This is a genomic window from Aeromonas sp. S9(2024), assembly GCF_041403185.1.
Lineage (GTDB): Bacteria > Pseudomonadota > Gammaproteobacteria > Enterobacterales > Aeromonadaceae > Aeromonas > Aeromonas enteropelogenes.
Genome location: NZ_JBGLRE010000002.1, coordinates 527,968 through 550,709, shown reverse-complemented (window position 1 = coordinate 550,709; position 22,742 = coordinate 527,968). Strand labels below are relative to the sequence as shown.

At 59.9% G+C, this 22,742-nt stretch carries 23 protein-coding genes and 1 tRNA gene; 11 read left to right on the top strand and 13 right to left on the bottom strand.

Annotation, left to right across the window (positions count from 1 at the left end):
- Positions 1-3: 3 nt before the first annotated feature.
- Both ACB028_RS05795 and ACB028_RS05790 read left to right on the top strand, forming a co-directional pair.
- The gene (locus ACB028_RS05795) at positions 4-615 is read left to right on the top strand and encodes a LysE family translocator (protein ID WP_371143736.1); all 612 of its coding nucleotides are present in this window, start codon (positions 4-6) and stop codon (positions 613-615) included.
- A gap of 219 nt (positions 616-834) precedes the next feature.
- Positions 835-2,706, top strand: coding sequence for a U32 family peptidase (locus tag ACB028_RS05790; protein WP_371143735.1), 1,872 nt, complete (start codon positions 835-837; stop codon positions 2,704-2,706).
- 177 nt (positions 2,707-2,883) lie between these two features.
- On the opposite strand, the gene ACB028_RS05785 is transcribed toward ACB028_RS05790, so the two are convergent.
- From ACB028_RS05785 to ACB028_RS05775, 3 genes are all read right to left on the bottom strand, one after another.
- A complete protein-coding gene (locus tag ACB028_RS05785; protein ID WP_371143734.1) occupies positions 2,884-3,672 on the bottom strand; it encodes an SIR2 family protein in 789 nt (262 codons plus the stop codon).
- Between the two features lie 126 nt (positions 3,673-3,798).
- Positions 3,799-4,278: a methylated-DNA--[protein]-cysteine S-methyltransferase gene (locus ACB028_RS05780; RefSeq protein ID WP_371143733.1), complete on the bottom strand. Its 480-nt coding sequence runs from the start codon at positions 4,276-4,278 to the stop codon at positions 3,799-3,801.
- The gene (locus ACB028_RS05775) at positions 4,275-5,822 is read right to left on the bottom strand and encodes an AlkA N-terminal domain-containing protein (RefSeq protein WP_371143732.1); all 1,548 of its coding nucleotides are present in this window, start codon (positions 5,820-5,822) and stop codon (positions 4,275-4,277) included. Before ACB028_RS05775 ends, ACB028_RS05780 begins: the two co-directional genes overlap by 4 nt.
- A gap of 301 nt (positions 5,823-6,123) precedes the next feature.
- Between ACB028_RS05775 and ACB028_RS05770 the strand changes: the two genes are divergently transcribed.
- From ACB028_RS05770 to ACB028_RS05745, 6 genes are all read left to right on the top strand, one after another.
- Positions 6,124-6,513, top strand: a complete 390-nt coding sequence (locus ACB028_RS05770) for a type IV pilin protein (RefSeq protein ID WP_052445761.1) — start codon at positions 6,124-6,126, stop codon at positions 6,511-6,513.
- A gap of 1 nt (position 6,514) precedes the next feature.
- Positions 6,515-6,934: a GspH/FimT family pseudopilin gene (locus ACB028_RS05765; RefSeq protein ID WP_042028083.1), complete on the top strand. Its 420-nt coding sequence runs from the start codon at positions 6,515-6,517 to the stop codon at positions 6,932-6,934.
- Positions 6,931-7,332 (top strand): prepilin-type N-terminal cleavage/methylation domain-containing protein, encoded by a 402-nt coding sequence (locus ACB028_RS05760; protein ID WP_371143731.1) that lies wholly within the window; start codon positions 6,931-6,933, stop codon positions 7,330-7,332. Before ACB028_RS05765 ends, ACB028_RS05760 begins: the two co-directional genes overlap by 4 nt.
- On the top strand, positions 7,326-7,874 hold the full coding sequence (locus ACB028_RS05755) for a PilW family protein (protein WP_201940713.1): 549 nt from the start codon (positions 7,326-7,328) through the stop codon (positions 7,872-7,874). Before ACB028_RS05760 ends, ACB028_RS05755 begins: the two co-directional genes overlap by 7 nt.
- Complete coding sequence (locus tag ACB028_RS05750) at positions 7,871-9,490, top strand: hypothetical protein (RefSeq protein ID WP_371143730.1); 1,620 nt, start codon at positions 7,871-7,873, stop codon at positions 9,488-9,490. Before ACB028_RS05755 ends, ACB028_RS05750 begins: the two co-directional genes overlap by 4 nt.
- Before the next feature lie 92 nt (positions 9,491-9,582).
- On the top strand, positions 9,583-9,984 hold the full coding sequence (locus ACB028_RS05745; RefSeq protein WP_371143729.1) for a VOC family protein: 402 nt from the start codon (positions 9,583-9,585) through the stop codon (positions 9,982-9,984).
- A gap of 72 nt (positions 9,985-10,056) precedes the next feature.
- On the opposite strand, the gene ACB028_RS05740 is transcribed toward ACB028_RS05745, so the two are convergent.
- The 4 genes from ACB028_RS05740 to ACB028_RS05725 form a co-directional block, all read right to left on the bottom strand.
- The gene (locus ACB028_RS05740; protein ID WP_371143728.1) at positions 10,057-11,535 is read right to left on the bottom strand and encodes a carboxypeptidase M32; all 1,479 of its coding nucleotides are present in this window, start codon (positions 11,533-11,535) and stop codon (positions 10,057-10,059) included.
- A gap of 114 nt (positions 11,536-11,649) precedes the next feature.
- Positions 11,650-12,231 carry a DNA endonuclease SmrA gene (gene smrA / locus ACB028_RS05735; protein WP_371143727.1) on the bottom strand — a complete coding sequence of 194 codons (582 nt, stop codon included), beginning with the start codon at positions 12,229-12,231 and terminating at the stop codon, positions 11,650-11,652.
- Positions 12,232-12,330: 99 nt separating this feature from the next.
- Positions 12,331-12,501, bottom strand: coding sequence for a DUF3149 domain-containing protein (locus ACB028_RS05730; protein WP_082037553.1), 171 nt, complete (start codon positions 12,499-12,501; stop codon positions 12,331-12,333).
- A gap of 121 nt (positions 12,502-12,622) precedes the next feature.
- On the bottom strand, positions 12,623-13,513 hold the full coding sequence (locus tag ACB028_RS05725) for a TraB/GumN family protein (RefSeq protein WP_224210246.1): 891 nt from the start codon (positions 13,511-13,513) through the stop codon (positions 12,623-12,625).
- Between the two features lie 87 nt (positions 13,514-13,600).
- Here ACB028_RS05725 and ACB028_RS05720 point away from each other — a divergent pair, with 87 nt between their 5' ends.
- Positions 13,601-13,933, top strand: a complete 333-nt coding sequence (locus ACB028_RS05720) for a DUF1904 family protein (protein WP_371143726.1) — start codon at positions 13,601-13,603, stop codon at positions 13,931-13,933.
- 83 nt (positions 13,934-14,016) lie between these two features.
- Here the strand turns inward: ACB028_RS05720 and ACB028_RS05715 are convergent, their stop codons facing one another.
- The 6 genes from ACB028_RS05715 to ACB028_RS05690 all read right to left on the bottom strand — a co-directional run bounded on the left by ACB028_RS05715 (position 14,017) and on the right by ACB028_RS05690 (position 21,428).
- Positions 14,017-14,844 carry an SDR family oxidoreductase gene (locus tag ACB028_RS05715; protein ID WP_371143725.1) on the bottom strand — a complete coding sequence of 276 codons (828 nt, stop codon included), beginning with the start codon at positions 14,842-14,844 and terminating at the stop codon, positions 14,017-14,019.
- 107 nt (positions 14,845-14,951) lie between these two features.
- Positions 14,952-16,400 (bottom strand): OprD family outer membrane porin, encoded by a 1,449-nt coding sequence (locus tag ACB028_RS05710; RefSeq protein ID WP_061475998.1) that lies wholly within the window; start codon positions 16,398-16,400, stop codon positions 14,952-14,954.
- A 491-nt stretch (positions 16,401-16,891) separates the two neighbouring features.
- Positions 16,892-18,829 (bottom strand): methyl-accepting chemotaxis protein, encoded by a 1,938-nt coding sequence (locus tag ACB028_RS05705; RefSeq protein ID WP_371143724.1) that lies wholly within the window; start codon positions 18,827-18,829, stop codon positions 16,892-16,894.
- A 120-nt stretch (positions 18,830-18,949) separates the two neighbouring features.
- Complete coding sequence (locus ACB028_RS05700; protein ID WP_371143723.1) at positions 18,950-19,840, bottom strand: DMT family transporter; 891 nt, start codon at positions 19,838-19,840, stop codon at positions 18,950-18,952.
- Positions 19,841-20,149: 309 nt separating this feature from the next.
- A tRNA-Arg gene (locus tag ACB028_RS05695) sits at positions 20,150-20,226 on the bottom strand.
- Between the two features lie 50 nt (positions 20,227-20,276).
- Positions 20,277-21,428: a flagellar assembly protein FlgT gene (locus tag ACB028_RS05690; protein WP_026456676.1), complete on the bottom strand. Its 1,152-nt coding sequence runs from the start codon at positions 21,426-21,428 to the stop codon at positions 20,277-20,279.
- 200 nt (positions 21,429-21,628) lie between these two features.
- Here ACB028_RS05690 and ACB028_RS05685 point away from each other — a divergent pair, with 200 nt between their 5' ends.
- A complete protein-coding gene (locus ACB028_RS05685; protein WP_042028055.1) occupies positions 21,629-22,249 on the top strand; it encodes a FlgO family outer membrane protein in 621 nt (206 codons plus the stop codon).
- Between the two features lie 10 nt (positions 22,250-22,259).
- Positions 22,260-22,685 carry an LPP20 family lipoprotein gene (locus ACB028_RS05680; RefSeq protein ID WP_371143722.1) on the top strand — a complete coding sequence of 142 codons (426 nt, stop codon included), beginning with the start codon at positions 22,260-22,262 and terminating at the stop codon, positions 22,683-22,685.
- Positions 22,686-22,742: the final 57 nt, after the last annotated feature.

Here is a 22,742-nt window from a genome sequence, read left to right as displayed (position 1 = left end):
AAAATGGAACTGACGAGTTGGCTGGCATTGGCCGCAATTTGCGTGATGGGGGCCATCAGCCCGGGGCCGAGTCTGGCGTTGATCATTCGCAATACGGTGCAGGGAGGGCAGGGCCACGGGGTGGCGACTGCGTTGGGGCACGGTCTCGGGGTGGGTATCTACGCGCTTATCACGGCGCTTGGTCTGTCACTGCTGATCACCCAGACCCCCTTGCTGTTTGATCTCATCCGCTACGGTGGCGCCGTGTTTCTCGCCTGGCTCGGGGTCAAGGCGCTGTTAGCCAAACCTGCCAGTGGCGAGTCGCGTGAAGAGGAGATGCACCAGCTGCGCGGTCGTCAGGGGGCGTTCGAGGGCTTTATGGTGGCCTTTCTCAACCCCCAGCTCGCCATCTTCTTTATCGCCCTGTTCAGCCAGTTTGTGCATGCCGATACCGGCTGGTATGAGGGGAGCATCATGATGCTCACCGCTGGTGGTATCGACGCGCTCTGGTATGTGCTGGTGGCGTTGCTACTCTCCCGTGGCCCTGTGTTGGCCTGGCTCAAAGCCAAATCGTTCGTCATCGACAAAGTCAGTGGTCTGGTGCTGCTGGGGTTGGCACTCAAGGTGGTGATTTAGCATCAATATCAGGTGACGATTCTTCTCCTTGGCTGGGGGAGGAGGATAAGCGCAGCCTGCCGTAAAAGGAGGAGAGGGAATTTCCCTTGCCCAGGGAGAAGGGCCACGTGCGGCAGCACTAATCCTGTATTTCGCAGTGATCTTAAGCGGGATCAAGGCAATCAGGGTGGCAATGGCCTAGAGTGGCTGCCATTTGCTGTCCGCCCTGATCCCGAGACCATGCACCAGAACAAGCACTCCTTAAGCCACCACAACCGGTTGGAGCTACTGGCTCCAGCCAAGAACCTAGCCTATGGCATTGAAGCCATCAATCACGGCGCCGATGCCGTCTACATGGGCGGACCCGCCTTTGGCGCCCGCAGCGCGGCGGGCAACAGCATAGAGGATATTGAAGCGCTGGCGCGTCATGCCCATCGTTTCGGAGCCCAGGTTTTCGTTGCCTTCAATACCTTGCTGCATGACAGCGAGCTGGAGCAGGCCCGGCGGCTGACCCACCAGATCTATGAAGCGGGAGCCGATGCGCTTATCGTGCAGGATATGGGGCTGCTGGCGCTCGATCTCCCGCCCATTGCGCTCCATGCCAGTACCCAGACCGACAATCGCACCTCGGAGAAGGTGAAGTTCTTGCAGGATGTGGGCTTCTCCCAGGTGGTGCTGGCGCGTGAGCTGTCGCTCGAGCAGATCCGCGAGATCAGTGCGGCCACCAATGTGCAACTGGAGTTTTTTATCCACGGGGCGCTCTGCGTCTCCTACAGCGGCCAGTGCAACATCAGCCACGCCCGTACCGGCCGCAGCGCCAACCGCGGCGAGTGTGCCCAGCTCTGCCGGCTGCCCTGTTCGCTGCAAAAGCCGGATGGGGAAGTGCTGGTGGCCGACAGCCACCTGCTCTCCCTCAAGGACATGGATCAAACCGACAACCTGGAAGCGCTGATCGAAGCGGGGATCCGCTCTTTCAAAATTGAGGGGCGCCTCAAGGGGCTCGACTACGTCAAGAACGTCACCGCCTGGTATCGCCAGAAGCTCGACTCCATTTTGGAGCGCCGCAGTGATCTGGTGGCCTCCTCGGCCGGCCGTTGCAGCTACAGCTTCACACCGGATCCGAAAAAGAGCTTCAACCGCGGCAGCACCGACTATTTCCTCCATGGTCGCCAACAGGGGATTGACTCCACCCGCAGCCCGAAATATGTGGGCGAGCCGCTGGGGCGAGTTACCAGAGTCACCCGAGATGGCATCGAGATCGACGGTAAGCAGGTCACCCTCAACAACGGCGACGGTCTCGGCTTCTTCAAGCCGAACAACGAGCTGGTGGGGATGCGCCTCAACAAGGTCGAAGAGAAGGCGCAGAGTAAGCTGTTACTCCTGTCAGAGCGCATGCCAGGGCTGAAAGTTGGCACCGAGATCTACCGCAACCACGATCAGGCATTCAGCAAGATGCTGGAAAAGGCGAGCGCGGATCGCCGTATCCGGGTCGATATGCAGCTATCCGAGTGCGATGAAGGGATCCGGCTTGAATTGATCGACGAGCAGGGCATCAGCGCCGCCGTCACGCTCCCCTGTGACAAGCAGCCAGCCGACAACCCGGAGCGGGCGTTGCAACAGGCGCGTGACCAGCTTGGTAAACTTGGTAATACCCTGTTTGTGGCGCGCAAGATTGAGTTGGCGTTTACTCACCCGCTATTCATTGCCACATCACAACTCAACGCTTTGCGCCGGGACGGTATCGCCGCGCTGGAAGCTGCGCGTCTGGCCAGTTACCAGCGTCCCGAGCGACGCATCGCCCTGCGCGATGTCAGCTATCCCCAGCCCCGTCTCTCCTACCTTGGCAACGTGCTGAACAGTGCGGCCGAGCAGTTCTTCCGCGAGCACGGGGTGGAGCGCATCGCACCGGCCTATGAGGCGAACAAGGAGGAAGGGGAAGTGGTGCTGATGATCACCAAGCACTGCATTCGCTACAGCCAGAACCTCTGCCCGAAAGAGGTGCCTGGCCTCAAGGCCGAACCACTGGCGCTAAAGATGGGCAAGGATACCTTCCGCCTGCGCTTTGACTGCCGGCGCTGCGAAATGCATGTAATGGGAAGTCTGAAGCGTTGAAGATGTCTCCCCTTTTCCTTAATGGAAAGGGGGGCTATCTTGGTAAATCTCTGCACTAGTTAACACTATTTAGTTATATATGAGGCAAGTTATTATGTTATTTACTAATTTAAATATCGTTAATGGTTAAAAACGATGTAGGTGAGTTACATTTAAAATGCTGGCTGTGATTCTTAACTATTGAAATTTACTCAGAAACTCTTCCAATGCCTCTCCTGGATTTTCTTTCTCGGAAGAAATCATACTGATGCCCCACTGCTCAAGCACAGCTTCTTGTACCGGGTTCGGTTTCGCTGAGAAAATATAAGATTTTGGTTGTGCATCGCCTGCTTGATTGGCTTTCCATAACTTGGATAGCTTATAAAATAAAAGTCGCAGATTGATATCTGCCAAACCATATCCAATAAAAAGCACAGATTTACCTAAAACATCTGAACGAAGTTTTATATCAAGCGGTGTTTCAAATTCAAGCCGCTCAAAATAGCTCGTTTCATCAATAACAATCGACTTATCATCATCGAAATCACCATGAAACTTTACCACCTGTATATTGCCGCTTTTGATTCTTGTAAAGTCTGACACCGAGGCTATTTTAGTAAATGGCTTGTTATAATAGGCAAGGGCATTCTCAATCCATCTATCATAGTTGGTTGTGTATATTATGGGAAAATTGGCTTTGGCAATATACTCGTGCACTTTTGAGTTTGAAATATCAATCTCAGGGGAATGCCAAATTCTATCCATCCAGCTTCTTAAAGGGCCAATACTTCCTTTCTTTAAACGATAGTACTCTGCCAATGCATAATGATCGCCAAAAGATCTATATATTTCTGGTTCATAATCCAGATCCTTGGCTATCTTGTCGATCAGAGTGGACCATGATGGAAGACCAAGGTTCATAGACACGCCTGCACCAACAAAAAGAATCACATTTCCCTGTCTGTAGGCAGATAATAGTTGTTCCATATTTAATATCTCCTCAATAAATATGGATCTACCACTATACCTATTTCAGGGACTTGCATGAAGTCGTAAATGTAAAATGGATATCTATTTATGATAGACAGGGTCTATGATTAGCTAGATATCACGCTATTTAATCTTAATATTTTCCAGTTGCAGCAAGGCTTTTTTAATCTCCAATCCTCCCGCATAGCCGATCAGGCTGCCATTCTGGCCGATCACCCGATGGCAGGGGACGATAATCGAGAGCGGATTGCGACCGTTGGCGGCGCCCACTGCCCGCATCGCATTTGGTTTGCCAATGGCGCGCGCGATATCGCCGTAACTGCGGGTCTCGCCATAGGGGATATCACACAACGCTTGCCATACAGCCTGCTGAAAGGCGGTACCGCTGGCGGCGAGCGGCAGGGTGAAGCGCTGCAGGCGACCGGCAAAATAGGCCTCGAATTCGGCAAGATAGGGAGCGAGCGCCTCGCCATCTTGCTGCCAACCGCTCATATCGGGCAGCGCTCGCAGGCCTGCCACAAAGTCCACATGCACCAGGCCGCGCTCGTTGATGGCGATCAACAGATCGCCGCAGTGGGTTGGCAGAATATCATAGCGGATCATGGGGTTATCTCCTTGTGTTCGTTGTTTCCAGTGTTTTCGCCTGGGTGGGCTGGGTCAATCAGCTGCGCCGGCGCTTCACTCATGGCGTGCCACAGCCAGCTGGCGGCGTACGCTCGCCACGGTTGCCACGCCTCGCTTTGCGCCACGACCTCTTTCACCGGCAGCTTGTCGCCGCCTCCCAGTGCCTTTTGCAGCACCAGATCGGAGGCGGGGAAGGCGTCCGTGTCCAGCCCGCAACGCAGTCGCCAGTAGGCGACCGTCCAGGGGCCTATGCCAGGCAGCGCCAGCAGTTGCTCGTCGCTGGCACTGACGAGGGAGAGTTCGCCGCTCGCGATGGCGGTGGCCAGTCCCTGCAGCGTGCGAATGCGGCTGCCGGGCATGCCGATGCCATCGAGATCAAGCTCGCACAACTGGGCTGGCGTGGGCAGCCGAGCCACTCCGAATTGCGCCCCGGTACGCGTCACCAACCGTCCCAGTATGGTGATGGCGCCTTTGACCGATACCTGCTGGCCGACGATGGCGCGCAGCATCACCTCGTACTCATCCCAACCGCCTGGTAGCCTCACACCGGGCCAGCGCGCCTGCAGGCGCGCCATCAGCGGATCTTGTCCGAGTTGCTCGCCGATGCGCTGCATGTCGGCATCGAGATCCCACATCCGGCGCACGCGATACAGGAGATCAGGCAGCGCCGCGGGTGGCAGATCATGCACGGTGAGCGTCAGGCTGTGCCCCTTGCCTTGTGTGATGCGCACCAGACCACTCTGATCGCCGACACTATGGCGTCGCTCATACACTTCACCATCCACCCGCTCCAGCCCGGGGATCGCCCGTAGCCGGTAGAAAGCGAGCATGGCCGCCACATCAAACGGGGGCCGATACGGCAGCTGCAACGTCAGCGTTGCACCGCGATCATCCGGCAGTTTGTTGTTAGCCTGCTCACCCTGGTCCTCTTGCTGGCGCAGGGTGCGCGGCGCCATGCCATACGCCTGCAGCCAGGCGTCGTTGAAGCGGCGAATGCTCGAAAAGCCCGCAGCAAATGCGATGTCCGTGATGGATAGTTGCGTCTCTGTCAGCAGCCGTTTTGCGAGCAGCAGGCGACGCGTCTGCTCCACCTGTTTTGGCGACGCGCCGAGGTGCTGCCTGAATTCGCGGCGCAGCGTGCGCTCACTGAGGCCGGCTTGTTCGGCAAGTGCGGCGAGCGAGCCATCCGCCAGCTCACCGCGCTCGATGCGCGCCAACAAGCGGGCGAGCGCATGGGGCAGATCGCCGCGGGCTGCGGGGGCGAGCTCGGGGCGACAGCGCAGGCATGGGCGCAAGCCATATTGTTCGGCGGCAGCGGCACTTGGGAAGTAGCGCACATTGTGTTCGTGCGGCGGCCTGGCCGGGCAGACGGGGCGGCAGTAGATGCCGGTGGAGATGACACCGGTAAAGAAGCGGCCATCGAAGCGTGCATCGCGGGCAAGTCGCGCGGCGTGGCATTGCTCTCGGCTGAGGCCGTGGAGTGTCTCTTCCTGCAGATGGTCCTGGCTGGGTGACTGGGTCATGGCATGGCGGCTCGGTACGGGAGACATGATGAGAGAGTAAGGGGGCGAGGGGGCAGTGACTAGCCAGAAACGGACAGGGATAGCAAAAAAGCACGCATGAGCCCCTCGACATGAGTGGTACGCACAATAGGATTCATTTGCGTAAAAATTAATAACCGATCACATATTCATCAAATAGTCATTGCCTGGTGGGACTCGATACTGTCCAATCTAAATAGTTTTTTCTCTTTGATTATTAAGTATTGCCAATACATAGCTAACTTACTGATATAACACAATAACCACTTGCCAAGGACGATAAGTGAAATATCTTTCTGAAGGAGCCCGTGTCCGGGGCTTCAGCTTGACCGAACTGCTGATCACCATGACGGTAGTCAGCATCCTCGCCGCCATCGCGCTGCCCACCTATCGCGACTATCTGGAGAAAGGGCGGCGCTATGAAGCGCAGCAATTGATGATGGAGCAGGCGCTTGCACTCGAGCGCATCTTCACTGAGCAGGGCCGCTATCCCGTGCAATTCACGCTCCCTGCGAACTCCGATTTTTATCAGTTCAGCTACAGCCAGCTGGCGCAGTACACCTATCTGCTCAAGGCGACACCGACTCGTCTGCAAAAGGACAGTTGCGGCACCTTGACGCTGGATCACACCGGATATCGCGCCGCTGCGCGCAGCGATTGCTGGGGGTCATGAGATGAAGATACGAGGCTTTACCCTGATCGAGTTGATGGTGGCAGTGGTGATCGCGGCCATCCTGCTGATGGTCGGTATTCCCTCCCTGAGCGAACGACTCGCCGCCGAGCGGCTGGAGCGCTCCACCGGGGAGCTCGCCTCCGCCTACCGTTTCGCGCGCAGTGAGGCGGTGAAGCTGACGCTGCCCGTGGTGCTGCAAGGCACGCAGAACGGGGGCTGGGAGGTGACGGCCGACAGCAAGCTGCTCAGGCAGGCTGCCGCCCCCGGCGGAGGCGTGAGCATCTCGCCGTTTGCTCCCATCACCATAGCGCCGACCGGCAGCAGCGCGCAGGCCGAGATCACCCTGGCCAATCGCCTCGGCGAGCAGCGCGTGCTCTGCATCGCCCCGAGCGGCCAGCTGCTGCATGGGAGTTGTTCATGAGTGGCGGCCAACCGGGCGCCATGAGGCATCAGCAGGGGTTCAATCTGGTGGAGATCATGATCTCCATGGTGCTCGCGGTGATGGTATTTCTCGGGCTGGCCAAGGGGCAGGTGGTGTCGCTCAAACAGGCGCACTACAGCCTGCAGACGACTCTGGCCACCATAGCGGCGAGCAATAGCGTGGAGCAAATTTGGGGCACTCTGTGCGAAGTGCAGCGCACGCCCGAGCGTTTTTCCGATGATGGCTATCTCGCCCGCTTTGCCTTGCAGCCGGGGCAGCGCCTGCTGCTGCCTGCACGCTACAGCGACAACCTCGTGGTGACCATAGAGTGGCGTGATGGACGGGTCTCCGGTGCCAGGCAGGTGGCGTTGAATGCCGGATTTCCACCCCTATGTTGAACACCATGCACAGACAGCGCGGGGTCAGCCTGGTGGAGCTGATGATCGCCATGGTACTCGGCCTGCTGCTGATGCTGGCGGTCTTTGCCGGCTATGCCCCCATCAAACGCACCGTGGCCCAGAGCAAGGCGCTGGAGCAGGCGAGCGAGGTGCTGCGTTTTGCCACCCTCACCTTCACCAGCAGCATCAAGCAGGCGGATCGACTGATCGCCGTCACCCCGGATCGGCTGACGCTGGGATTCAGGGTGGAAGGGGGCGCCGAGGTGCTCTCCTGCCTTGGCAATCGTAAGACCGCCGACTTTACCGAGCAGTACCGGTTCACGCCGCCCGTGCTCAGTTGTGACGATGGCGAAGGGGCTCGTCTGCTGGTGACCGGGCTCAAGGAGCTGGAATTTGGCGAGCAAGGCTCGCTGGTTATCATCCGTATCCTGCCGGAAGGCTTGCCAGCCTATCTGGCTCCGGGGGTGACGGTACAGGTGGCGCGACGCAAGGCCATCTGGGATGCCGCACTGGCTGGTCAGGCCGCAGGAGGAGCAAGATGAACAAGAGATTGCAACGACAGCGGGGGGCCGTATTGCTGGTAGTGCTGGTGCTCAGCCTGCTCTCGAGCCTGCTGGTGCTGACCAGCATCCAGGACAACCAGATACAGGCCCGGCTCAGCGGCAATTTTCACAAGAAGATCAATGCCCAGCTCAGTGCCGAGCAGGGGATGAACGAGAGTTACCGAGCCTTGCGGACCACCCTGGAGGAGACGCCACGCAGCGAGTGGGCCGCGCTGATCCGGGCCGTACCCGAGCGGGGTAACGGGGTGCAGGATGGCAGCCACTATCAAATCGACAAACCGGCGCAGGCGGTGGCAGACACCCTGGCGCTCTATAGCAGTGGCCATTTTCTGGAGGGGAGCGCCGGCCTCAATGCCCTGTTTTCCCTCAGGCGCCAGCCCGGCAACCTGATCTTCCAGGATTCGGTGGTCGCCTGCGAGGGGCTCAGCCTCTCCGGCAGTGGGCTTATCGACAGTTACGATTCGCGCAAGGGCAGCTATGGTGGCAGCAATGTCAACCAGAATGCCAGCGTGGCGACGGTCAGCGATCAGGCCAATGTGGTGCTCGATGGCCACTCGCCCATCTGGGGCGATGTGAGGGCGACCGGCTCGGTTACCCTCAATGGCTCGTCCCCCGTCTCCGGCAGCCTGGCTGCGGGGGGCGATATCACCATCTCCCCGTCCTCCGACAAGATAGTGCGGGTGGATGGCAATCTGCAGGGGGGTGGCAACCTCACCCTGCAAGGAGGACGGATAACCGGCTCGGTGGCGATGAACGGCAATGTGGCCATGGGCTGGGGCACCAGCATCGACAGCGGCCAGCTCAACTATGGCGGGATGGGCAGCTTCAACGATGCAGAAAACCAGAAGTATCTGGAGCCCCAATATCGCCAGCATCCCAAGCTGCCGCCAGTGGCGGGTCAGGTGTGTGATCCCCTCAACGTGACGGCGCTCGCCGGCTCTCCCCAGTTTGCCAACCTGCCCATCAATGGTGCCCTGACGCTGGGGTCGACCCAGCAGATGGTGCTGACCGAGAGTCCCGCCACCGGCTCAGTCTCCAGCACCAACCAGCACAAGCCGACGTTGCCCTTCCCGGGCAAAGGGGAGGTTTTTGGCAAGGAGCAGACCCTCTACCGGCTGGACAGCCTCAACATGGGGGCCGATGCGGCGCTGACCATCCAGGGGGACGTGGTACTGGTAATTGACCGGGACTTCACCATGAGCGGCAGCAATAAGTTGACGGTGGCCGAGGGTAGCAGCCTGACCCTGATCGTCGGCGGCAAGGTCGAGTTGGGGGCGGGGGCCGAGGTGAGCGCAGCCAAACAGGGACTCACCACAGAGGGCACTCCTGCCATCTCCCTCTATTCGGCCTACAGCGGCAAGGACGGGGTCAAGCTGTCGGGCAACACGCCGCTCTATGCCGCTCTCTATGCTCCTCTGACCGAGATGAGCATCAGCGGCAGTGGCGGGCTGTATGGCGCGGTGCGCGCCAAATATCTGAACGAGAGCGGCGCTGGCGGCGTGCACTATGACGAGGCGCTCGGACTGGCGGATCTTGGCGCGGAACTTGGGCCTGCCCCCGTGCTGGCGCTGAAGCAGTGGCATTTTGTGCACTAGCAACAAGGCATCCGCACCGGCTTCAACGAAAAGGTCGAACCGGGCCGGCAACTGTGACAAGCTGGGATCCTGACATACAAGGAGGATTGCCCATGCCTGGTCCTGCCCGTGCCGGCGCCCTGATCTATGCCAAAGATCCCGGTTCGCTGACCCACTTTTATCGCACCTTGTTGCAGATGGATCTTCTCAGCCAGGATGAGCAGCTGGTGGTGCTGGAGAACGGCGATTTCCAGCTGCTGCTCCACACTATCCCGGAGCCCTATGCAGGCCAGATCGAGGTCACCCAGCCCCCCGAGCTGAGAGAGCGTAGTGCCATCAAACTGTTCTTTACCGTGCCGAGTCTCGCCTGGGCGGAGGCAAAAGCAGCCGATCTCGGCGGTGGCCTGTTGCCGCAGCAGTGGTCAGGCCCCGGCTTCGTGCTGCGTAATGCCTTTGATCCGGAAGGCAACATCCTGCAGTTGCGAGAGTTTCTCGGGGCCCCCGAGTCACACTGAATCTGCCAGGCGTACGATAAAAAAACGGGGCAGCCAGGCTGCCCCGTTTTTTCATGTCACAGTGTCAGGCCATCACTTCAGATAGCGCTGTTCCAGATGCTGGCGCAGCCAGTGCGGATTCAGCGCTTCGCTGGTGGCGCGGCGCACCAGCTCGTCAGTGTCATGAAGGCTCCCCTGGGACCAGATGTGGCGGCCCAGCCAGGCGAAGATCTCCGGCAGGCGGCCCGCCTCAAGAAGGCTGCTCATGCTGCCCAGCTCCTTCTCCAGTGCGAAACGCAATTGCGCCGCATACATGGCGCCGAGCGTATAGCTCGGGAAGTAGCCGAACGAGCCGTCGGTCCAGTGAATATCCTGCATACAGCCGTTCTGGTAGTTGCCCTTGGTAGAGAGGCCCAGCCACTGCTGCATCTTGGCATCCCACAGCTCGGGGATGTCCGCCACCTCGATGCGTCCCTCGATGAGGTCGCGCTCCAGCTCGTAGCGCAGGATCACGTGAGCCGGATAGGTCACCTCGTCCGCATCGACCCGGATAAAGCCGGGCTCGACCCGGTTATAGAGCTTGGCCAGATTGGCCGGGGCAAAGGCCGGCTGCTCGCCAAAGTGGGTGCGAATGCGTGGTGCCAAGAGCGCGAGGAAGGCGGGATCATGGCCCAGCTGCATCTCGCAAAACAGGCTCTGGCTCTCGTGAATGCCCATGGAGCGCGCCTCGGCCACCGGCTGGCCCAACAAGTGGCGCGGCAGCCCCTGCTCGTAACGGGCGTGACCGGTCTCGTGCACTATGCCCATCAGGCTGGAGACAAACTCCTGCTCATTGTAGCGGGTGGTGATGCGCACATCGGTCGGCACTCCGCCGCAAAACGGATGGTTGCTCACATCGAGGCGGCCGTGGGCAAAATCGAAACCGAGCAGTCCCATTACCTCCTGGCCGAGCGCCTGCTGGCTGGTGATGGGGAAGGGGCCTTGCGGGATCAGGATGGTTTCGCTCTTTTGCTGCTCGCTCACCCGCTGGATGAGGGAGGGGAGCCAGCTGGCGAGATCGCCGAAGATCTCGTCGAGCCGGGCGCTGGTCATGCCGGGCTCGTAGAGCGCCAGCATGGCGTCGTAAGGGCGCACGCCTAGGGCCCCTGCACGCAAGGAGGCGACCTCCCGCGACAGTTTCACGACTTCCTCAAGGTTCGGCGCAAAACCGGTCCAGTCGTTGTTTTTGCGCTGGCTGCGCCAGGCGTGCTCGCACTTGCTGCCGGCCAGCGACAGCGCCTCCACCAGCTCACCGGGCAAGAGGCTGGCATCCTGCCACTGGCGTTTGATCTCGCGCAAGTTGGCGCGCTGCACCTCATCCAGCGCTTCCGTTTCAGCCTTGGCGATCCAGTCGCCGAGCTCGGGAGCGGTACGCTTGTGGTGGATCAGCAGACCGAGCTCCGCCATGGCTTCGGCGCGGGCCTCGTTGCCCCCCTCCGGCATCATGGCAGCCTGATCCCAGCCGCAGATAGCCGAGAGGTGGGAGAAGCGGTGCAGCTGTTGCTGATGTTGTTCAAGTTTTTGATATGACATGGGATTGTCCTTGTTATCGTCCCTGATGCTATACACCCCGTACCTGGCATGATCGGGGCCGCTCGATGCTATCACTGCCATGACGCCCTGCGCCATGTTTGCCGGTTGGCCGGGTCAGCCGAGGCGCTTCTGGTGACGTTCGCGGTTTTCCGCCTTCTTGCGCTCGCTCTTTCGCAGTAGCACATAGAGGGCGCCACTGCCGCCGTGACGACGTTCGGCGCTGTGGATGGCCATCACTGCCGGCAACTGCGGCAGCCAGGCGCTCACATAGCTTTTGAGCAGGGCGCGTGGCGTACTGCGTTCCCCCTTGCCGTGCAGGATCAGCAGGCAGCGGATGTCCCGCTGTTCGCAATCCTGAACAAATTGCACCAGAGTCTGGCGCGCCTCGTTGAGGGTCTTCTGGTGCAGATCCAGGCTCGCCTGCAACTCGTATTTGCCGAGCCGCAGTTTCTTGTAGACCCCCTCCTGTACGCCGTCGCGCTTGAAGCCGACGATCTCGTGGGGATCGCGCATCTCGATCGCCTCCATGGTGAGGTGATCGAGTTCAAGTTGCTGTGCAGTGGCGGCCTGGCGGCGGGCCAGCTGGGCTTCGGTCGGGGTGGGTTTGCCCACTTGGGGATGAATATGATCGCTGCGAATGGGCCTGACATCGGCCACTTCATTCAGAAATAGCGAGAGTTCGTCGTTATGAGACACGGCAGGCTCTCCATCAGAAAAAGTGGGAGCCATTATAGCGGCGGGAAGCGGGACGGAAAACGGGACAGGCGGTCAGACGGGGCCGGCCGCCCTGGGTTGTTACGACTCGTTGTGATGGGGCTGCTGCTCTCCCTTGGGCGGCTGCGACTTCATCACCTTGTAGATGAAGTAGGCCGCATAAGAGCTGATCAGCAAGAAGGTACCGATCACCACCAGCATGGACATCAGCCCCACGCTGTTGCCAAACATCAGATCCAGCCAAAAATCCATTTTATTGCTCCTGTCACCCGATTGATGACAGGCATGATAAATACCTCTTTATCCGTAGGGAGATGATCCCGATCAACTCAATGGATGGTTATTAAACATCCACGCCGATTTGTGATCGTTCTCACTGGACTCCTTGCGTCATGGTTGGCTGGGTCAGCGGTGTGATGCGCCACCCTTGTTGCTCCAGCTGGGCCAGCAGCCCCTGTTCGCCGTAAAGATGCAGGGCGCCTACCACGATGAAGCTTTCATTCGGCAGGCTCGGCCATTTTTTCAGCCAGTTGCGGTTGCGCTCCGCCAGCAGGGTCTGCTCCATCCAGCTCTGCAGGGCGGGGGGAGCCATCTCCTCCTTGAGCAGATTGATGAGGGTGGCTTCGTCCCCCTGTTGCCACGCCTTCATCACGGCGGTAAAGGCATTCTCGAGCATGGGCAGCTCGTCCAGGGTGCTGGCCAGCATCAGGGTCTGGTTGTCACCGACACTGGCGAGATAACCGAGCTGTTCCAGCAGGGTTTCGAAGCCGACGACGGGTTTGCCCTCTTTGGCGGCCAAACCGGCAAAGTGCTGATCGATGCCGAGTTGGCTGTCAAAGCCAGTCTTGGCCATGGCCGCCTGGGTGAGGGTAATGGCGGCAAACCAGGGGCGCAGTGGCGAGAGGGTCGCCTCATCCAGACCATAGCGGGCCCCCGCCATCAGGGTGCGCTGGTAGAGCTCGGCAGGCAGGTACTCCTTGAGGCTCTTGCCATCGTTGAGCTGGGTGAGAGACGCCATCCCCTGCCACTGCTCCTGGCTGATGCTGTTCATGTCGACTTCCATCACCAGGGCACGACTCTGCAGCCAGGCGCGTTCGACGGGCTCGGGCAACGGATAGAGCGTGGGCTTGCCTGCATGAATGGAGCCCATCAGCCAGTGCTGCTCATCACCCTTGCTGACCCGGTAGAAGGCGGGATCGGCCAGGGCCGTCAGCGGCAGCAGCAGACAGAGCAGGAAGGAAAACAGTGTGCGGTGAAATTTCATGGGGCGCCTTATGTGTGTAGGGTGGCTTCTCTTCATGACTATAAACCCTATGATAAGACCTCCATTCAGATAACCAAGAGGTTTGCCATGCCCCATCTTCGTTTTCGCGCCATTTCCCTCGACACTCTGCAGCAGATCGGTGGTCCGCTGCTGGCCGAGCTCTGCACCCTGACCGGCGGCAAGCCGGAGTTTGTCACCATGGAGCTGATCGACAGCTGTCAGGTGCGCAATGGCGCGGTGGAGACGGGCTCACCCTTCGTCGAGTTGCACTGGTTCGAGCGACCACAAGCGATGCAGGACGCGGCAGCCGGGCTCATCACCCGCCACCTGAAGGCAGCATTGGGGGAGCAGACCTATGTGGTGGTACAGGTGATCCCCATGGTGAAAAGCGCCTACTACAGCAACGGCGAGCACTACTGATCGAGGCGACGGTGCGCGTCGTGCCAGCGGTTTGCCCCGGCTAGGAGGCGTCGGGCAGGGCCTGGATGGCCTGCTTGCCCGGTTCAGGCCGATTTGGCGAGGATCCGGTCCAGCCAGCGGCTTGGCAACAGGCGGCGCAAGATCGCAAACAGCCGGGTTGGAAAGGTAACGGGGTAACGATGGCGCGGCCGCTCGCTGGTGAGGGCGTGCAGCAGCGGCGGGATGCAGGCTTCGCTTGGCAGGGTAAAGCCGCGGGTGCCCCCTTCACGCTCCAGCCGGCTCAGGGTCTGCTGGTAGGCGGCCTGATGGCGGCTTTGCGCCGGATCGATATGGCGCAGGAAGGCGGCGCGGGCATTGGCGCGAAAACGGGTGTCGATGGGCCCTGGCTCGATCAGACTGATATGCACGCCGGTGCCGACCAGCTCTAGGCGCAGGGTATCGCTGTACCCCTCCAGCGCGAACTTGCTGGCGTTGTAGGCGCCGCGATACTTCATGGCCACCAGCCCCAGCACAGAGCTGTTTTGTACTATCCGACCCTCTCTTGCCGCCAGCATGGCGGGCAGAACCTGACGGATCAGGTGGTGCCAGCCAAACAGGTTGGTTTCGAACTGCTCGCGCAGCGCCTCGGTCGGCAGGTCTTCCAGTGCGCCAGGCTGGCCGTAGGCGCCGTTGTTAAAGAGACCATAGAGGCGCCCTCCGGCCAGTGCCAGCGCAGCGCCAGCCCCCTGCTCGATGGAGGCGGGATCCGCGAGATCAAGTTGCACTGCCAGCAATCCCGCCTGCTGCAACCGGGTCACATCCTCCGCTTTGCGGGCCGAGGCGATCACGGTGAAACCGTGCTCCCCCAACGCCTTGGCGGCGGCCAGCCCTATGCCGCTGGAGCAGCCGGTGATCAGCACAAAACGGGACATGAGAACCTTCCTTGTAGCCTGAGGGGAGTCGAGGCGCATGGTAGCCCGAGCGCCGGAAAAAAGAAAACCGGGCCGACTGGCCCGGTTTGCTGACAATCATTGCCTGCTTACATGATGGTAAACGGCATGATGACGTGGAACTTGACGTCATGCTCGGAGGCGAAGATGTTGGGGTAGTGAGTCCAACCGCCGCTCTGGGTGATGTCGTTGTTGTAGTCGGTGTAGTGCAGCTTGAACAGGGTGCCTTTCAGCTTGCCATCCTGCACGGTATAGCTGACATCGAAGTTGGCTGCCCATTCGGTGTCTTCCCCGTTGGCGGCTTTCTTGCCCTGACCATCTTCGATATCCCAACCGTAGGCACCGGATACACCCACAGACCAGCCCGGAGCACCCACCAGATCATCCAGGGAGCGAGTCACGCCGAAGAACACGGCTTTCTCGTTGTTGGCGTTCCAGTCGGAGCGGGAGTCCCACCAAATTTCGTTGGCGCCCTGGGAGTTGGCGTAGCCGCGGGTCAGACGGGGCAGGTAGTTGCCTTCAGCACCTTCTGCCTTGGTCCACATACCTTCCAGGCGGAAACCGTACGGGCCTGCGCCCCATGCGGCGGTCAACGCTTGCTGCCAAGCCAGGCCGTCATAAGTCTCGATCTCGGAACCGCCCTTGGTGTAGGTGTCAGTTTCGGAGCCGTAGAACTGGTAGCTGGTGGAGAGGCCGCCCAGTACGTCAAACTTGTGAGCCAGTTTGAAGTGGTAGCTGTCCATGTAGTCTTCGGACTGACCGAAAGAGGCGGTGATGGCGGTGCCATTTTCAAAGGTGTAACGAGCCGCAACAGCGTGGATGTAGTCGATGACGTTTTCGTCAGCAAACGGATCCATCCATGCCTTGGCGCGGGAGAAGACCTGGGTCTCTTTGTACCAGGGAGCCTTGTACTCGTCGGCAATGGCGTAAGTCAGGTAGAGACCACCGAAGTTGCCTTCAACCTGGCCACCGCGATAGGTACCCGGCTGATAGGACCAGTTGACACCGATCTGACCCGGTACGTAGAGCTGGGTGTAACCACCCTTGGCGGTCAGGGCGCCTTCCAGGAACTTCAGTTTCAGAGCTGCGTTGGAGAGGCTGAAACCACCTTCAGGAGAGCCATCCTTGAAGTTGTTACCCCAGCTGCGGCCAGCGAAGGAGAATTCGTTCTCTTGGTTGACGGCGTGGTCTTCGGTCACGGCCAGGTCATAGGCGCCAAAACCACCCAGATCCAGACCTACTGTGTCCCAGGCATAACCGGAGTTGAAGTTCAGGGCGGCTTGAACAGTGGAGTGGCTCAGGTTGGATTGGTACTGGCCTACATTGTTCTTGTCGTTGGGGTCACCGTCGATACGCTGACGATCACGCTGGAAGTAGAAGAGGCCGCCAGTGATTTTGGAATCATTGACGAAGGCTTCATAGGATTTGCCGTATTCCGGGCTCATCATGTCCTGGGCTGCCAACGCCATACCGGGGGCGACCAGCGCGGCTACCACAGCGGCACTTAAAGCGGCGCGCTTGAAGATCACTTTTTCCATTTCTATTGCTCCTGATTTTATGGACTTAGCTTTTTTGTTCCGGCAGTTGGCAGCAGGCCTACCGCTCGGTATTGGCATTGCAATCAAAACCCCGAAGGGCAAAAAAATCGTTGTATCTGGTCTGCAGCCGCGACGTCTTGGCACATCTGCGGTGGGCAGCTCTGTTCATCACTAATTGTGTTTTTTTGTGTTCCGATCCTTGGCTATCGGACAACTCAAGAGTACGTTCGCGGTGCGAAATATCAATTAAAAGTTCCCACCAAGTTTCAAAAATATGACCGAGTGCAAATAATCGTGACGGCCGCTCTCATACCGTTTCATCCCCCGTATGACGGCAATGAGAACGTTTTCTTGCTTGCCGTCAGGGTGTTGGAACCTGCGTATCCTGCAGGGTTATGCCGGTGCGGGTATAACCCGTATGCAACATATAATTTTGCGATACAAAAAAACTCACTCCGCCATGGCGGAGTGAGTAGGGAGAATGATGCGGATCAGCCTTGCTGGCCGAGGATGCGGGGGATCTGCTGGGCCTGGTGATGGATATGGGATGAAACCTGGACCGACAGCTGGCTGACCTGGTGCGCATGTTGATGGATGCGGGCGATCAGGTCGGCAAAGCTGGCAAGCTTGTGTTCCTGGCTTTTGGCGTTGTCCGCCCCCTGCAGGGCGATCACCGCCGTGTTGCGGGCGATTTCCCGTACTGCTTGGGTGGTCTGGCGCAATTGCTCGGCCTGGACCCGCTGGCTGCCGGATTCGCTGGTGATGCGGTTCAGCACGGTGGCAAGTTGCTCACCCGAGTGGGTCAGCCGTTTCAGTATGTCGGTGATCTGGTCAAGGGAACGTTGGGTATGGGCCGAGAGCGTGCGCACTTCATCCGCGACCACGGCAAATCCCCGCCCGGCTTCACCGGCCCGGGCTGCTTCAATGGCGGCATTGAGGGCCAGCAAGTTGGTCTGCTGGGCGATGTGGCCAATGACATCGACGATGGCGGAGACCTCGGTGACCGACCCCCTGAGCGCGCGCAAGGCCTCGTCGCTCTCGTCGATGGCGAGCCCGGTCTGATGGGTGGCGTGCAGCATATTGCCGACCAGCCCTTCGCTCTCGCTCATCGCCTGTTCGTTGTGATGGGCATGCCGGGCTATCTCGGCTGCGACCTGATGCACTTCGCTGGCCAGCTGGTTGAGCTCTCCCATCATCTGACCGCTCTCGTCGACCACCTGCTCCGTGGTACGGGTGCTCTGGTGGATTTCATCGACCTGATTGACCATGCCCTGCAGGCTGGTGGAGACCGCCGACAGCTGGCCAGCCTTGTGTTTTTGTTCCTGCTGCAGGCGTCCGATCAGACGGTTGTAGCTGGCGACGATATCCGCCAGTTCGTTGCGCTCGCGCCCCGTCGGCAGGGGATCGGCCTGGCCGGTCTGATCCAGTAGCAGGAAGGCGCTGCGCAACCGCAGCAGTGGCCTGAGCAGCCAGCGGCGCTGCACCAGGGCAAACAGCAGCGCGACCAGCACCAGACACAACGCCAGGGCACCCAGTATGGTGGCAAGGTGGCGGGTCACCGCCAGACGCGCCTGGGCGAGCTGTTCTCCCATCTGCCTGGTTGCCTGCAGCATCTGTAATATGTCCTCCTGTATCGCCTGACGGCCCGCCTGTTGCTGCCCCAACGCCTTGCTGCTGTTGGCCAGCTCCTGTGGGTAACGTTTGATCAGCGACAGCAGTTCGCTGCGGGGCAGCTCACCCAGCTCCTGGCGTTGTGGCTCACCCAGGGTGAATTCATCGGTCGGTGCCTCTTCATAGCGGCCGAGCAGAGGCAGGGCTTGCAACTGCTCCGCCTGTTTTTGCAGGGCGTCCAGTTCGAAGCGGATCCCCTCGAGCAACTTGTCGCTGCCCTGCGCCATGTAACGCTCGCGCAGATGGGCGAGTCCCGGCAGGCTGGCCAGCACGGTGGCGGCTCCCTCCCGGTATTGCCGGGCGACAACTCCTTGCTCGTCGGAGTTGCCCGAACCGGCGTAACGCAACAGGGCAATGGCCTGGCCAGCGAGCTCGTTTTCGGCATGTTGCAGCAGTGACTGGCTGTTGCCGGAGAGCTTGCCGGCGGCAAGATAGTCGTGCGCGATCCGCTGCTCCATCGCTGCCAGCTGCTGGCGCAGTGGCCCTGCCAGAGCATCGGGTTGTCCCGTCAGGCTTTCCAGCGCTTGCTGGCGCAGCGCCTGCGCTTCAGTGAGTCGTTGCGGATCGCCACTATCCAGATAGGCGCGCAGGGTATCTTGCAGGGAGACGGTGATCAGTTGCTGGCGAGCCTCATGCTGTTGTTGGGCGAGATTGCTCTGGCCCAGCTGCTGCCAGCCGTGGAGCAGGGCCAACGCCTGCCCTCCAGCAACCAGCAACAAGACGAGGGAGGAGAGGGTGGCGTAATGGGCGATTTTCACTGTGATCTTCCTGTATGCACAGACCATGGGGAGCATGGCGTGAGGCTAAACAGGATGCGTGGCATTTTTATGACAGGAGCCTTGCGCGCCTTGGTGGCAAGGGCGCCAGGCTCCCGACCGTTACTTCGGGTGTGCCGTTGCCAGTGCCGGGGTGGTTCGTTTGCCCTGCATACCGAGCAGGGCCCCCCCCATGATGAGAGTGCCAGCCAGCAGGTGGCGGGTTGTGAGCTGCTCGCCGTTGAGCAGCACCAGTAGAAGAGTACTCAACAGTGGCGTGAGATAGGCAAGGGCACCGATCCGGCGTGGATCTCCGTCCCGCAGCGCCAGATACCAGGTGACGAAGGCGGCCCCCATGGGACCGATCGCCAATCCGATGATAAGCCACCAGTCACCGGCCGGGATCTGTGTAAGGGGCAGGGGCCCCTCCTGTAGCCAGGCCAGCAGCAGGGCTAGCAAGCCCGCGGGCAGGCAGGCTGCCGCCGTCACGACTGCCGGCGCCGGGGGAAGCCGGCGTGAGAGTACGGAATAGGCGCCCCAGATGATGGCGGCGCCGAGTGCCAGCAGATAACCGGGCAGATAGGCCTGTTGCAGTTGCAGCTCGCCATTGACCATCACCAGCACGGAGCCGGCCAGGCCGAGCGCTCCGGCCAGCAGGTGGCGGGCTTGCAGCGGGTGACCCGGCAGCAGCAGGGGGGTGAACAGTATGATGCACAGCGGCCACAGGTAGTTGATGAGGTTTGCCTCCAGCACGGGAGCGTGGCGAAAGCTCATGAACAACAACAGGTGGTAGAACAAGAGGGCAGTCACAGTGACCAGCCAGGTGAGAGGGCTGGCTCGCCACTGGCGCCAGAATGGCAAGGCCCCCAGGCCGCAAAACAGCAGCACCAGGCCCACCAATACCAGTGGCGATACGCTGGTGACTCTGGAGGTGAGTGCCGCCAGAGAGGCCCACAGCAGTATGGTCAGCAGGGCGAAACCGGTGGACCTGTCCCACCAGGAAGAAGCAGACATCCAACACTCCTTTGCAAGATGCACGACATGATAAAAAAGAGGGCCAGTCTAGCAGAGCGGTTCTGTTTTCGGTGACGGGGTTTTTATCCGTGGCGCCTGTCGCTGATTTCGCGGGATGCAAGATCCCCATGCTGGCCAGCACCCGCGCGGCATTCTCGTCGCAGGTCATCTCCTGCGGCCTGGCGGTATACCGACTCAAGCAGGATGGTCATCGTTTTTCACTTTGGCCTGGTGTCGCAACTTTGGTTAACTAGGGCCGGAAATGATTAAGGGGTTGGCATAGTGACTATGCCAACCCCTTGTTTTGTATGGCGCTCCCGACTGGAGTCGAACCAGTGGCCTGTCCCTTAGGAGGGGACCGCTCTATCCTACTGAGCTACGGGAGCCTTGTGGCGGGCATTATACAAGAAGCCGCTCCCTTTTAAACCCTTGATTCTTATTCCAATACTGCCAAGTCCCCGTTCTGGATGTTGAATGGCGAATATTTGTTCTGGCTGCTGATGATGGCACCATCGTCGAATACCTGTACCACCTCGAACAATCCTGCGGCCGGGTTGCGCATCATGCGTGACTTGCCGTAAGGGTCGATGAAATCGGCGTTGTGCTGGACGCGGAACTGATCCCCCAGCTTGACCCCGTTGCGCCTGCCCAGATTGATGTAGGGGCCCCGTTCATTCTGGCCGACGATCCGGGCGGTGACGGGGGCGCAGCTGAGCTGGCTGACCAGATCCTGCGCCGCCTGCTGCAGTTGGTAATTGACCTCCTGGCCGTAGCTCGATTGCCAGAACTGGCCACCGCTGCTGCCCACCTGTGCCCGCTTGTCAAAGGTCCAGGTGGCGCGGCCCTGATACTCCTTGCGGCTGAGCAGGGAGCCGTTGATACCGTCGAACAGATAGAGCTGCATGCGAAAATTGCGCACCGGATCTTCAAACCAGCTGGTCAGCTGGTTGCCCTGGGGTTCGATGGAGAGGTCGTCGATGCTGCCGAGCACCAGATACTGGCTGTCGGTGCGCAGGCTCAGCGCCTTGATCTCCTCAAGGGCGCTGCGATCCCCCTGTTGCAGATGAAGCGGATCGATGCGCAGGTTTTCGTCCAGCCACTGGCGCACGGCCACCCCTTGCGGGGCGTTCGCCAGGTTCTCGAACATGCGCCGCGACAGATTGGCGGGCATGTCGTCGAGGGCGCCATAGCTCGCCTGGTCCGGATTGCGCATGCGCAGCCTGACCAGCGTCAAATCCTTGGCATAATGCTGGGTCTGGCAGATTTGGCGTTCCGCCTGAATGTCGGCCACCAGGGTGATGTACATGCGGCCGTTGCGCACCTCTTCCCGCTTGAGCCGGTATTGACGGATGTCGCCGCCGGAGCGGATCTGGATCTGCTCGGATCGCAGGCTGCCATTTTCCAGGCGCTGGATGCTGGAGACGGCGGCGCCACTCGCCAGCAGCGCCTGACGCAGGGCATCGCGGGTCGCCTGCTCGCGGGCATAGGCTTCATCCCCCAGAATGGCGGCGCTGCCCTGGGCTTCAATAAGCTCGGCATGGGCGCTCAGGCTGGCCAGCAGCAGGGTCAACAGCAGCGGTAATTTCATAACAGATACCTTGAAGAGGCGGGCAGAGGGCATTGTTTGATGCAATGGCGTCACTGGCCGACATAATTCACAACACGGGTTCGCCCTCTGCGCGGTGCAGGGACGATAATTAAAAAGCAAGATCCATGCCTCATTCCCGGCTCAAGCTTTGCGCCGGTTGTCCGATAACAAGTCAGGTGCAGATACAGGAACAGGTATCCATGAACAAACTCATCACGGCGTTGGCGCTCGCCCTGGCATTGACCGGGTGCGGCTCCGACCCCATCAATCGGGATCTGGGTGATCCCCGGCAGGCGGCAAAGGGGATGGAACTCAACTGGCTGGTGGCCCGCATGACCGATCAGTTGATGGAGCGCAAGTCTCTTACCACCCTGACCGAGCCCATCGCGGTGGCTTCTTTTGTCGATCTCGATACCCTGCAGGACACCAACTGGATGGGTCAGCAGATCGAGGAGAGTTTTATCTACGAGCTCAACCGTCGTGGAGAAGTGGTGGTGGACTTCAAGCTGACCGGCAGCATCAAGGTGACTCCCCAGGGGGATTTCGTGCTGAGCCGCAACTACAAAGAGCTCTCTTCCCGTCTGCCCATCTCCCGCATCCTGGTCGGTACCTTCAGCCGCAACAAGCAGGGGATCCTGGTCAACGCCCGCATCATCGACATGCGCACCAAGATGGTGGAGACCACGGCCCAGAGCCTGGTGCCGCAACAATATCTGGTCGGTGCCAACAATTCGTTTGGCCGGGCCTCCATCAACCGCGGTTATCTGATGCGGGGCAGCCAGGTCGGCCCCAGTGGGCATCTGGTCAACCTGACCCCGTAAGGAGCGAGTCATGAAGATCCTGTTTGGTTGCCTGCTGACCCTGATGCTGGCCGGTTGCAGTAGCAATCGGGTGGTGGATTACACCCAGGGCGGCAAGCCCGATGATTTTCCGGTGCTCAAGGCGGTCGGTTATGCGGTGATCGATATCCAGCCCGGCCCTTCCCAGTCCGAGAAGATGTTGCAGGCCATTCGCGCCTCCAAGATGGACGCCTACCGCGAGCTGGCCGAACAGCTCAACGGTCAGCAGGTACGGGCCCACAGCAGCTACAAGGACTTGACCCAGACTTCAAACGCATTGGATGTGTCGGTGGCCGGTATGGTGCGCGGTGCCCGGGTGGTGGCTACCTATCCGCGTGGCAACACCTATGCAACCGAGATGGAACTCGATACCCGTGCCCTCTATAACATCAACCAGCTGATGGCGGGTCAGTTCTGACTCCTCTTTGGGCAGACATAGGTTGAAGTGGCAAAACAAAAAGCGAACATGATGTTC